Source organism: Streptomyces sp. NPDC005266 (genome assembly GCF_040607655.1).
In the GTDB taxonomy this organism is placed as follows: Bacteria; Actinomycetota; Actinomycetes; order Streptomycetales; family Streptomycetaceae; genus Streptomyces.
Genome location: NZ_JBEXHC010000034.1, coordinates 17,964 through 30,674 on the forward strand (window position 1 = coordinate 17,964; position 12,711 = coordinate 30,674).

The window sequence follows — 12,711 nt, forward strand, 5'->3', positions numbered from 1 at the left end:
AGCAGCACCGACCCCCGCGACCGGACAAGCAGCACCGACCCCCGCGACCGGACAAGCAGCACCGACCCCCGCGACCGGACAAGCAGCACCGACCCCGCGACCGGACAAGCAGCACCGACCCGGCGACCGGACAAGCAGAGCCGACCTCCCGGCCGGACAGGCAGCACCGACCCCGCGACCGGACAAGCAGCACCGACCCCGCGACCGGACAGGCAGGACCGACCCGGCGACCGGACAAGCAGAGCCGACCCCGCGACCGGACAGGCAGAGCCGAGGATGGCCAGGACTCCGCGCCCCGGGCGCGCGCTCACGGCGCCGGACCTTGCGCGCACCTCCACGGCCCCGCCGACCGCAACCGGCCGCGTTCGCCCGCCGACGGTGGCGGCCGCCCGGGCCGTCACCGCGTCGGCCCCCGCTCCCCGGCCATCGGCCCCACCGACGGCCCCGCCGTGGGAGCCCGGCCCGCCCGTAGAATCGAAGCACTGTGTCCGAGAACCCCACCGCCCCCGATTCCCGCGCGGAGCGCACCGGCACCGGCACGCTGCCCGGCGCGGAGCGCACCCGCACCCTGCCCGCGTCCCGTGACCGCAGCGAGCCGATGTTCCCCGGCGGCCCCGCCGCCGACCCCGCGGGCTCGCACCACGAGCGCCGGATCCGCTCCTTCCGCCCGCGCCGCGGTCGGGTCACCCCCGGCCAGGGCGAGGCGCTGCGCCGACTGTGGCCGCAGTGGGGCCTGGACATCGACGGGCTGCGCCGCATCGACCTCGGCGAGCTGTTCGCCACCGAGGCCGGGCCGCGACCCGATCTCCCCGTCGTGCTGGAGATCGGCTTCGGCATGGGGGAGGCCACCGCGCAGATGGCGGCCGCCGACCCCGGCACCGGCATCCTCGCGGCTGATGTCCACACCCCCGGCCAGGGCAACCTGCTCGCGCTCGCGGAGCGGGAGGGCCTGACGAACATCCGGGTCGCGAACGGCGACGCGATCATCCTGCTGCGCGAGATGCTGGCGCCCGCCGCCCTCGCCGGGCTGCGCGTGTTCTTCCCCGACCCGTGGCCCAAAAAGCGGCACCACAAGCGCCGGCTCCTCCAGCCCGAGTTCGTCGAGCTGGCCGCCACCCGGCTGAAGCCCGGCGCGCTGGTGCACTGCGCGACCGACTGGGAGCCGTACGCGGAGCAGATGCTCGAGGTCCTGACCGCCTGCCCGGCCTTCGAGAACACCCAGGCCGACGGCGGTTACACCCCGCGGCCGGACTTCCGCCCGCTCACCAAGTTCGAGAGCCAGGGCCTGGACAAGGGGCATGTCGTCCATGACCTGATCTTCCGTCGCAAGGACACATAACGACCCCTAGGGGATGGGCATAATCCCTCAGTCCCCCACTCCCCCTTTCGTTAGGGTCGGTTGAGTGCACCAGTCCCCGCCCCCTCAGCAGCCGCCCGAGCCACCGGCGATACCGCCGTCCGGCACGCCGTACGACGCTTCGCACGAGGCGCCCTACGACGCTTCGCACGAGGCGCCCTACGAGGCTTCGCACGAGGCGCCGTACGGCCGGCAGCCGTGGTTCGACACCGCGTCCGCGCCGGCGGGCTGGCCGGCTCCGCCGTCCCAGGCGCTGTGGGGCAGGCACGGCCGCCTCAGCCGCCTGTGGGGCAACAAGGCGCTGCGCGCCACCGCGCTCATCAGCCTGCTCTCGCTCTCCGGCCTGATCATTCTGGCGCTGGTGCGCGAGCAGACCGGCACCAAGGGCTTCCTGGTGGGGCTCGGCCTCGCGGTGCTGCCCCTGCCGCTGATCGTCGCGGCGTTCCGCTGGATGGACCGCGTCGAGCCGAAACCCTGGCGGAACCTCCTCTTCGCCTTCGCCTGGGGTGCCTGTGCCGCGACGCTGGTCGCGCTGATCGCCAACGGCTTCGCGACCGAGTGGCTCATGACCACCGTCGACTCCTCGTCCCCCTCCGGTCAGGCGGACGCCGACGCCTGGGGGGCCACCTTCGTCGCGCCGTTCGTGGAGGAGAGCGCCAAGGCAGCCGCCGTACTACTGCTGTTTCTCTACCGGCGGCGCGACTTCAACGGCATCGTGGACGGTGTCGTCGTCGCCGGAATCACGGCCACCGGTTTCGCCTTCACCGAGAACATCCTCTACCTCGGCTCGGCCTTCGTCAGCGACCAGACCTTCGGCTACTCCGGCATCCGGTCCACCACCGCCGCGACGTTCTTCATCCGCGGCGTGATGTCCCCCTTCGCGCACCCCCTCTTCACCTCCATGACCGGCGTCGGCTTCGGCATAGCCGCCGCGGCGGCACGCCACCAGCGCTTCCGCCGCGTCCTCGTACCGATCGCGGCGCTGCTGACCGCGATGGTCCTGCACGGCGTCTGGAACGGCTCGGCGACCCTCGGCGGGTACGGCTTCCTCGCCGTGTACGCCCTGTTCATGGTTCCGCTCTTCGGGCTGCTGACCTGGCTGACGATCTGGTCCCGCAAGAACGAACTGCGCACCGTACGGATCCAGCTCTCCGTCTACCAGGCCGCCGGCTGGCTCACCCCACCCGAGCCGATCGCCCTGTCGTCCATGCGCGCCCGCGGGATCGCCCGCGATCTCGCGCGCCGCACCCAGGGTGCCGCCGCGGCCCGTACGGTCGGCGAGTACACGGCCTTCGCGACCTCGCTCGCCTTCCTGCGGCGGCGCGCGCACCGCGGCACGGCGGGGCCGGACTTCGCCGCCAAGGAGAGGGAGCTGCTGGACCGCCTGTGGGAACGGCGCGAGATCGCCCAACCCGCCCTGGCCCACGCGGCCCTCTCCGTCCCCATCCCGCGCCCCCGCCCGGTCCTCCGGCCGGTCCCGGGCACGGTGCCCCCGCCGTTCTGGCCGTCGGGTCAGGCGACGTACGGCGGCGGGTACGGGTACGGGTACGGGTACGGGGCGCAGCCGCCGTACGGCGCTCGGCCGGGGCCACAGCCGCCGTATGGGGCGCCCCCGGCCTACGGGACCCCGCCCTCGTACGCACCGCCGGGCACCCCTCCGTCGTACGCCCCCACCGAGCATCAGACCCCGCCCGTGCCGTACGGGCCCGCGGGGCCGCAAAGTCACCTGTAACCTTCCGCGCCTTTTGAGCGTGTTCCTTAGTAGAAGCGGGGAGCGCGGGGGCGCGGGGGATACATGTCAGCACGATCAACAGCATCGGAACCGTCCGGTTTCGACCAGTTCTGCACAGCTGCGGCGAAGCGGCTCGTGGCCGCGGTCCGTGCCGCACCCGGCGATCTCGCCAAGGCCGAAGCCGAGGCTGAGGACGCCGCGCGGGAGGCGTACGCCCGGGCGTGGCAGCGCCGAGACCGCCTGACCGCCGCCGACGATCCGACCCCATGGGCCCACACCGTCGCCCAACGCCTCGCCGTCAGCTCCTGGCGCCATGCCCGTAACCGCGTACGGGCCCACGTCCGGCACGGCCCGCCCGCCGATCTCCCGGGCCTCGCCCCTGACCGATTGCTGCGCCGTTCCACGGACCGCTACACCCACGCCGTATCAGCAGAACGCCGAGGAGGCGAAGCGGTGTTGCCGACGCGCCGCTCGCCCGACGGCTCCCATGACTCCGACGACTTCAGCAAGAGGTTTCCTGTGCGCTCCGTACGCTCTCTCAGCATCCTGGCCGTGCCATCCCTGGCCGTGGCCCTGCTCGCCGGCTGCCAGTCGGCATCGGACACCGCATCGGTGGATGCCAAGCCCGCCCGGATCACCGTCACCCCGAACGGTGACGCGGCCGCCGTAGCCCCCGACGCCACGGTCAAGGTGACCGCCGCCCATGGCACCCTCACCAAGGTCCGCATCACCCCCGACGGCGCGGGCACCCATGCCGTCACCGTGACCGGCTCGCTCTCCAAGGCCAAGAGCAGCTGGCACTCCACCCGGCCCATGACCCCGGGCACGACCTACGCCGTCGAGGCCACCGCCACCAACGCCGCCGGTAAGACCGCCACTCAGCACTCCACCTTCCGCACCCGCGCCGCCCAGCAGGTCAACGGCGTCACCGTCACCCCCTCCAGCAAGTCGGTCGTCGGCGTCGGCCAGCCGGTCTCCCTGGCCTTCGACCACCCGGTCACCGACAAGGCAGCGGTCGAGCGCCAGCTCTCCGTCTCCACCTCCCCCAGGACCGAAGGCTCCTGGGGCTGGGTCAAGGACCCCCTCACCGGCACCGAGCGCGCCGACTGGCGCCCCAAGACCTACTGGCACAAGGGCACCAAGGTCACCCTCCGCGCCCGCCTCAGCGGAGTGAACACCGGCGACTCCCGCTACCTGCGCCGCGATGTCTCCTCCACCTTCACCATCGGCACGGCCCGCGTCTCCAAGGTCGACCTCCAGCAGCACACGATGACCGTCTACGAGGACGGCCAGAAGCAGAAGACCATCCCCATCTCCGCCGGCCAGCCCTCCTACCCCACCTGGAACGGCACCATGGTCGTCCTCGACAAGGCCCCCATGGTCCACATGACCAGCGAATCCGTGGGCATAGCCGACCCCTACAGCAAGGACGTCCCCTGGGCCGTCCACCTCACCACCTCCGGCACCTACGCCCACGCCGCCCCCTGGAACGAGGGCCGCGGCTACTTCGGCCGCGTCAACATGAGCCACGGCTGCGTCGGCATGTCCTCCGCCGACGGCCAGTGGTTCTACCACCGCGCCACCCGAGGCGACGTCGTAGAGGTCACCGGCTCCACCCGCGCCACGGTCTCCACCGGCAACGGCTTCGGCGACTGGAACCTCTCGTACGGGGCCTGGCAAAAGCTCAGCGCCCTGCGCTGAGCCTCTATGACGATGCGGGCACCCGCGCCGGTAGGCGTGCGGTGCCCGCATGTGCGTAGAGCCACCCGTTAGTGGCGGACAAAGCGGAACGGCCCTATTGTCGAACCAACAAGGATTCCGGGATGCCCGACAGAATCGCGGGCTCTTGGGGACCGCAGTGAGCGAAGTGAAGATCCTCGCGGGCGCGAGTACACAGCACCAAAAAGCGAAGACGCGCGTCCACGCCGGTCGGGTCCTCTGTGTAGGCGTCCAGGTCCGGCACGAAGACGCTGTCGAACTCCAAGCCCTTCATGCTGGCCGTGCTCAGGATTTGGATCGGCCGCGCAGAGAAGTCGATGGTGTTCCGGTATCGATCGTCGTACGCATAGGCCTGGGTGTGCTTCGCAAGCCCGAGGCGTGTGAGTTCGCTCTGCACATCCCGCACCGTATGGCTCGACCTGCAGATGATTCCGATGCTTTGTTCCCGATGCGCGTTGAAGTACTGGGAAACACCGGCCAGAAGATGTTTCAGCGAGGAAACCTTTAAAACCGTGGGTGTGCGGCCGACACGTGTCGGTAAAACCATACTGTCCCCGGCCTCCTCGCGGAACTCGGATGCCAGCCTCGCGATCTCCCGAGTGTTCCGGCGGTTCTCGCGCAGCACGAGTGGATCAGCCTGAGTGGCGATGGACTGGCATATTTCGGACAGGGTGCTTTGGTCACCGCCGATCCGCTGGTTCTCGTCGGCGCATACGGTGACGCCCACGCCAAGGATTTGGCACAACTGATAGAAGCCGACGGGCAGCTTCTGGCCCTCGTCGATCACCAGATGCGCGGTCGAACCGACCCGATGCTGAATACAGTCCCGCTGCATCTCGATCCAGTCGTAGATCCAACCATCCTCATCGATCTGTGGAGGATCGGTCCGGAAAAGCCGGCGCCAGCAATCCCTGATCCACAGATGATAGGTGGTGACGTTGACCGCTTCCGTAAGGTCCGGAGCCAATTGAGCGAGGTACTGATGCAGCAGATTGGCGCGCGTGAAGAGGGCGACCTCGCGACCGGCGGTCGCCAGTGCCCAGGCGCGGTAGACGGCCATCACGGTCTTGCCGGTGCCGGGCGCCCCGGTGATGACGTGGCTTCCGCGGAACGGAAGGTCGACGACGGCCTGCTGCTCGGTCGCGAGGTCCAGGAGGGAAGGAATCTTCATGGCAGGTCGATGGCTCCGGCCGATTCCTCGAGCGCGGCCTGGACGACTCCCCGAAAGAATCCCGGGACCTCACCGTCACCGATCAACAGTGTCCTGTCCAGTAGGGAGTTGTCGATCTCACAGCAGGTTTCGGGCAGGAGCGTGCACGCATGGCAGGCGGCACGGTTGAGGTTGGCCAGAGACCGACCGGTCGAGTCGGCGCACAGAGGGTCCTGCGAGCACCACTGAGCCGATTCGAGTAGTCGGATCAGGGTCTCGGCGAGGTTCGGTGGTTGCCCTTGGCGGACGAGCCCCCCCAGCGTTCCTTCCGCGTCCCCGGCGGCCGTGTAGATGAACACGCCGGCTTGGGGTGGATGTTCGCTCCCCGGGGCGTGGCTGCGAGCGTAGACGCGTTCGCGTAGCGAGGCTGCGTTGTATCCGCTGTCATAGGATAGTTGGCGGATGAATTGATGGGCCAGGGTGTGCAGCATGACGAAGCGTGGAAGGAGTTCTGGACCCGACTTTGCCCTCAGGCGGTCGGCCTTGAACGAGGCACTCAGGTTGCCCTCGATGCGTCGTGTCCAGTCGCGTACTGATGGAATCCTCTCCCAGGCGCTCATACGTTCCTCGTCGACGGCGATGAAAATTCCTTCACCGTAGGTCTCTATGGCAGGCAGCCAAAGAGCTCGGGCCTGCGTGTTGACCGAGACGACGCGTCCGCCCTCGCCCTCCTCGCCGTCGCCGGAGTTCGGCTCGTACCGCGTGAACCCTTCCAGCGCACGCACCTCGCGTACTCGGTCCGCGACGACGACCGCAGCGATATCCGCAGCCAGCTCCTGCATGGATCGAGGGGCGTTGTGATCGACCCCGAGGCGCGTCCGGTGCACGGTGAACGTTTTCGAATCGGTGACGGATTCCGGGGCGGAGAAGGCTGCCCATTCGGCGATACTGAGGTCATCGTCCGCATCGGCTGCAGACGGCGTCGACGCGGCCTCGGCGGCATGGCGGCGCCGCACGGATTCCACAAATTCCTGGGATACCCCGCACTGGTGGGCGATCACCCCTCTATAGGAATCGGCAATCGGGCTGCCATCCTCACTGATGAAGCTAGGCCATAGATGGTGATTGACGACTCGCTGGCTCAACTCGTCGTCCTCGGGCAAACCCGTCGGCGCAGGGATGTCGAGGGCCGAGTGTGTGATGGGGAAGTACACGTTTGAGGCGCCGCGCTGCACCGCTTGCGGTGTTTCCTCGCAGGATTCTGCCTCATCGGTCTCTGATTGCCAGGGGTGAGTTCCGGGGCAGGCCAGGCCCATCTGCTTGAGGATGCTCTTCTGGCTGATTCCGGCCAAGTTGCGTCCGGCCTTGCAGACGGCACAGACGACGCGCAAGGCCTCCAGTCCGGAGGATTGGGGAGTGGCGACGAATCGAATCCGGCGAACCTGGCATTGACGCTGGGCATGCCCTTCGCCCCTGGAGTGAGCCCATCGCCGCCAGTCGATGTCGGCCATATGGCCTGCCTTGCACACCTGGATGAAGCGCATCGGGGCAAGTTGGGGCTTTCCTGCGCAACGCTCGCAAGTCGGTTGCTTGTCCCGTAGCTCACGTTCACGATCCAGGCGCCAGAACTTCATTTCCCTGCATTGAGGGCAGAACAGCCACTTGGGGAATCGTACGTAAGAAGGCCCGATACGAGTCGCGAAGGCAGCCTTCCCGGAGGGGATGACGGGGGCTGAGCGGAAGCCCTCAACCCCCAACTTTTTCGCGAGCCGTGGTGATTCAACTGGCTCGGCGTAGCGCGCCCAGCTTCGGACATCGGCGGCTACGAACGATTCGCCTCGAAGATCGAGGATCCCGCCGACACCGAAAGGGACGATGGTCTGTGCCCTGCGGACCTTGCGCCGAACATCCCTCACTGCTCTCACGCTCCTTTCACGGCGACGAGGCACTCGCGGTCGACGTTGCGCATCGACTGAGCCGTCTGCCACAGGCCGCCTTGCTTGCCGAAGTCGGTGAGGAGTGATTCGTACGACCGCCCCTGGGGCTGGTAGTAGAGACGGCTGCCATCGCCACGCGCGATCTCGGCTTGCTGCCACCATTCTCCGATGAGCGTGTCCAATTGTGTGGCCGCCGCATCGGCCTCGCCCGGATCGGCCCGCCGCACGTGATCCACGACAAGGTCACGGATCCGGGCTACTTCGGTTGTGTGATCGAGGATGTCCCCGGCCTTGTTCTCCGCGTCCAGACCGAGTCCGTGTCGCACCAGGATGGTGAGTACGGCGTGCAGGGCTCGGTTACGAGAAGGCAAGGACCACGGCGTGACGCTGGTCGGCTCGACGTGTCGATAGAGCGAGCGGTGGTAAACACCGAACGACTCGTAGTGGGACCGGTCCCGTGGTTTGGTCGAGCGGAAGAGCGTCACGATCAGACCCGGTACATGACGACGGCCGACGCGGCTCGTGGCCTGGATGTACTCCGAGGTCGTCTTGGGCTGCCCGTTCATGAGCATGAGGCCGAGCCGCGGAACGTCGACGCCCACGGAGAGCATGTTGGTCGTGGCGAGGAAGGAGACACTGCCGCGTTCCTTGAACCTCTTACCCAGGCGCTCGAGGAGTTGTGGCTGAGCGGCCCGCGGGATGTTGCTCGTGAGCTCCACCACCGAGTCGTCGTCCAGTTTGCGCCGTCGAGTGTCATCCCTCGTCAGATGCTCGAGACGCGCGGGGATGTCGTCCCTCGCGATCGTGACGGTTCGTCCTAGTTCCCGCAGGCTGTTGTGATAGGCGACCGTGGTCCAGTACGCGTCGCGAAGGGTGTCGTCGTCACAGATCTCCTTCGGGGCCTGCAACGCGGCGGCGCCCACGTGAACCGTCGAGGTCGAGGCGGTGTGTCCCTGTGCCATGACGCCCACGTACAGACGCCCCGGCTTGTTCTTGTCGGGCGAGGCGAAGTAGGAGCTCTGGGCTTCGATCCCCGCTGGGGGGAAGAGCTGCGCCGGGCGACCGTAGAGGCTGCGGATCTGGTCCTGCGAGCGTCGGATCGTCGCTGTCGACGCAATCACCTTCGGTACGGTGCCGCCCCAGGCGCACAGCTCGAGGATGGCCGATTCGTACAGACCGACCGTTGTTCCCAGAGGGCCCGCCAGCAGGTGCAACTCGTCTTGAATCACCAGTGAGGGGGCGCGCTTGCCGTCCCGGCCGAAGAGGTTCCCGGCCTCCCGCTCCCATGCCAGGCGGGCGAACTTGTCCACGGTGCCGAGCACGAACGTAGGAGGTTCTCTGTAGATCTGCTCGTCCACGACGGACACCGGGAGGTGCTCGTGGAAGACGCAGGCGTCGCGCGGGCAGAAGAACGAGGTGGTGACACCGTCCGCCCGGATACCGAAGTCCCGGCCCTGTCCCTGCCGTTCCGGGACGATTTCCGTGCCGCACCAAGGACAACGTTCCAGCAGGAAGCGATCATCAGGTTGGTTCATCTGTTTCAGGACACCGAGCTCCTCCTGCGCGACGGAGATCTTGTTTGGTGTCGTGTCCCTGCCCACCCACAGTCCGACAGAGATGGGCTCCTGCCCCAGATCACGGAGAAGCGGTCCGTCGTGTCCCTTCCTGATGTATTCAAGGGCACAGATGGCTGTTGCCGTGCGCTGGAACTGCTGTGTGGTGAGCAGACTCAACGTGTATCGGCTCAGAACGGCGGTTCCGCCCCCGGCGGCGCCGAACTGCAGCCGACGCCAGAGGATCTCGAAGCAGGCCGTGAGGAGATATGCCTCCGTCTTGCCTCCACCCGTGGGGAACCAGATCAGGTCAACCGTCCTACGGTCCTCGTGTTCCGGGTTCATCAGGCCCTCGACCACGAGCAGGAAGTAGGCGAGCTGGAACGGGTGCCACGCGTAGTCGCCGTCGGGCTCGGTCAGCTCGAGTACGTCGCTGTTCCTGCGGCGACGGCTGCCGGCCAGTTCCGGGCGGCTGTGGAGCATCTGGAGTGCCATGGCACGGTTGGCCAGACGGAAGGCTTCGCGTGCCTTGTCCCCCGAGGGGGTCGATGCGGTGAGGGCAACCACTCCCGACTCCATGCGATCGAGCGCGGTCTCGATGCGTTGAAGGATTCGTTTAGCGGGGGCAGCAGCCCATGGCTGCAAGTCCTCCGCCTGCGACCGCTGGGCGTCGAACCACGTACGATAGCCCAGGACGAAGGTTTGCAGCCCGTCCCGGAGGTCTTCGACCGCGAGATCGGTTCGGGATAGGTGCGCGAGGTTGAGCACCGGCAGGTCCTTCGGGCCATCGGGTTTGATGTGCTCGACCACCTGCTGAGGCATGACCTCCGCTCGCACGGTGGTGACCGGGTCGGAACCCGTGTCCCACTCGACGGCACATCCGTGCCCTATGGCCCTGGTCACGATGTTCCGATACTGGACGCGAAGCTCCTGCTCCTCTTCGTCACGGCTGTTAAGACGGGTGCTCGGATACTCGAGCACCTTCCCGCCGAGGGTCGTGGCCCGAAGTTCCGCCTGGAAGAGCATCAGGTCACGGTCCTTGTAAGTGCTCTCCTCCTCGGCGTGCGCGTTGGCCAGTACGCACGTGACGAGATGTCCGGCCGCAAAAGGGCGCCAACGGACATGGAGACGACCATGCCCCTCCAAAACGGGGACGGGGGTCGTCTGTTCCACGGCGACGGTCTCCGTTGTGGAGAGTCGTGGCTGTCGTCGCCAGCTGCGCCGACCGCCTTCGCGATGTGTCACATAGCGAGACGCTTCACACGTCACCTCGATGTGCCGGGCATTGGTGAAGAACGAGAAGCCGAGGGAAGACGGAAGCCATGCGTTCGCCTCAGCGACAGGGTCGTCGGCGAAGCTGTCCTCCTCGCCGTTTCCGGCCTCCGATTCGTTGAAGTTCTGCTCGCCGTCGTCCTGCGAGTGCTCCAGCAGGGAGGCTCCACGCGGATACAAGGTGCCCATCAGGTAGCGCCGGTCGGGCGGGTCGATCAGGGTCTCGTCCTCGGCGTCGGCAGGGCCAACCAACTGCCGGCGGAGATACGCCACGAAGCCGTCGCGGTGCTCGGAGAGCTGTGCTTGCGATTCGTTCACTTGAGACGTCCCTCCCGTGTCAGTACCGCGACGCCCAGGTCCGTCAGTATCGATCGGGTGCCCGGGCGGAGGGCGACCCAGAGCTGGGCGCGGGCCCTGGTGCAGGCGACGTAGAGCGCGTCGAGGCGGCCGTCGAGGTGCTCGGGTTCGAGGTCGATCAGACAGACGACATGGTTTTCGTGGCCTTTGAAGTCGGAGACGGACGACCAGGTGAGGCGATGTTTCGTGCGGTCGGTCCCGACCACATCGGTGAATCGCTCGACTTTGGAGGCTCGCTGGGACAGACGGACCGAGCTCGTTTCCCAATCCCCGGAGGCGGAGAGCAGCGTGATGTCCCGCAGTGAGACACCCTCGCCCACGAGTTCGTTCACATAGTCGTCGAGGAGGGCCGCCTCCCCCTCAGCGTCGTGCACGTCGGCGAAGCGGACCGGCTCCCCCTCACCCGCGGAGGCGACACCCAGGTCGGCACCCGTGTAGGAGCGCACCTGCTTGACGATCTGCACGGTGTTGCGGCAGTTGCGTTTCATGGGCCCGTACACGAGACCCAGCGAACGCACATACTCCCAGGCATCGGGATCGTAGGCGTCCGGGTTCAGCACCTGATTGTTCTGGTCCAGCATGAAGATCCACCGGCCCTCCGCGAGACCACCCGGGACCAGAGCCTCCAGGATGTCGAGACTCTCCACCGTCATCAGGTCCTGCGTCTCGTCCACGATCAGGTGGTCGAAGCCACGTCCCTTGACCTCGTCGAGGCGGTCGAAGGGCAGGACGGTGATCGCGTCGTCGGTGAGGATGCGACCCATGTGGGTCGCCAGCGTGATGCTCGCGCAGGTGAACAGGACGCTGCCGTGGGCGGACTTGCGACGGGCCGCCTCGGCGGCGAGGAACGTCTTTCCGGTGCCCGCGCCACCGGTCCAGATGAGGCGTGGATTGGATTCCAGCTCGTCGAGCCTGTCGAGCTGTTCGTTGGTGAGACGTTCGAAGGCAACGTCGAGATGCGTCAGCTTGGACTGCAGATTGGGTACGAGGTCGAAGTCCGGTCGGATGGCCTCGAGCATCTTCTTGCGCTGGGAGGCAGGGACGGGGGTGCGGGCCCACCTGTTCCGTGACAGCCAGAAACGAGTGGCTCGTTCGATGCCCTGTGCCAGACCGCGTCCGCCGTCGTACGCGGTGGCGCCGAGATACTGTTGGAATTCGAACTCCGTCGTACGTTGAAGGTCGACGTCCGGGGTGATCACCAGGTATCCGCTGGGGACACCGTCGTCCCTCAGGTTGCCGACCAGAGCGCCGATTTCCCGCTCGAACTCGTGCATGCCCCCGCTGGCCTGCGCAAAGGGGCTCTCCTTCGGGCCGTCCTCGCGACCGGGCGGACCGTAGTACCACTTGCCGTCGCGCTGGTGGACCCGACCGCCCTTGACCTCGATGAAGAGCAGGAGGTCGGGCATGATCACGACGAAGTCGATCTCGCCGACACGTTTCTTGTGGTGCCGTGGCAGATGAACCGTGTGCAGCGCGACGCTCTGGTCATCGGGAATCGCCTTGAGCGCCGCGAACACGCTGCGCTCGGCCCGGCTCCTGGTGTTGCTCGAGATCTCGCTCGGAATGATCCGCATCAACTCTCCCCATGGTCAAGCCAATACGTTCTCAAAGTATCGAGCGGCGGAACCCCTTGG

7 protein-coding genes are annotated in these 12,711 nt (G+C 67.3%); 3 read left to right on the forward strand and 4 right to left on the reverse strand.

Translation table 11 applies throughout. The features are described from left to right. Positions 1 to 541: 541 nt before the first annotated feature. The 3 genes from trmB to ABZU99_RS33895 all read left to right on the forward strand — a co-directional run bounded on the left by trmB (position 542) and on the right by ABZU99_RS33895 (position 4,790). Positions 542 to 1,339, forward strand: coding sequence for a tRNA (guanosine(46)-N7)-methyltransferase TrmB (trmB, locus tag ABZU99_RS33885; RefSeq protein WP_356048099.1), 798 nt, complete (start codon positions 542 to 544; stop codon positions 1,337 to 1,339). 271 nt (positions 1,340 to 1,610) lie between these two features. Further along, on the forward strand, positions 1,611 to 3,089 hold the full coding sequence (locus ABZU99_RS33890) for a PrsW family glutamic-type intramembrane protease (protein ID WP_356048097.1): 1,479 nt from the start codon (positions 1,611 to 1,613) through the stop codon (positions 3,087 to 3,089). A gap of 135 nt (positions 3,090 to 3,224) precedes the next feature. Then, on the forward strand, positions 3,225 to 4,790 hold the full coding sequence (locus ABZU99_RS33895) for an Ig-like domain-containing protein (RefSeq protein WP_356048086.1): 1,566 nt from the start codon (positions 3,225 to 3,227) through the stop codon (positions 4,788 to 4,790). Between the two features lie 94 nt (positions 4,791 to 4,884). Here the strand turns inward: ABZU99_RS33895 and ABZU99_RS33900 are convergent, their stop codons facing one another. From ABZU99_RS33900 to ABZU99_RS33915, 4 genes are read right to left on the reverse strand one after another with little or no spacing between them, the layout of a single operon-like run. Further along, a complete protein-coding gene (locus tag ABZU99_RS33900; RefSeq protein WP_356048084.1) occupies positions 4,885 to 5,979 on the reverse strand; it encodes a hypothetical protein in 1,095 nt (364 codons plus the stop codon). Continuing rightward, entirely contained in the window at positions 5,976 to 7,874 is a 1,899-nt protein-coding gene (locus ABZU99_RS33905; protein WP_356048082.1) for a DUF1998 domain-containing protein, read from the reverse strand. Before ABZU99_RS33905 ends, ABZU99_RS33900 begins: the two co-directional genes overlap by 4 nt. 5 nt (positions 7,875 to 7,879) lie before the next feature. Further along, positions 7,880 to 11,038 carry a helicase-related protein gene (locus ABZU99_RS33910; RefSeq protein ID WP_356048080.1) on the reverse strand — a complete coding sequence of 1,053 codons (3,159 nt, stop codon included), beginning with the start codon at positions 11,036 to 11,038 and terminating at the stop codon, positions 7,880 to 7,882. Next, complete coding sequence (locus ABZU99_RS33915) at positions 11,035 to 12,651, reverse strand: NERD domain-containing protein (RefSeq protein ID WP_356048078.1); 1,617 nt, start codon at positions 12,649 to 12,651, stop codon at positions 11,035 to 11,037. Before ABZU99_RS33915 ends, ABZU99_RS33910 begins: the two co-directional genes overlap by 4 nt. Positions 12,652 to 12,711 lie beyond the last annotated feature (60 nt).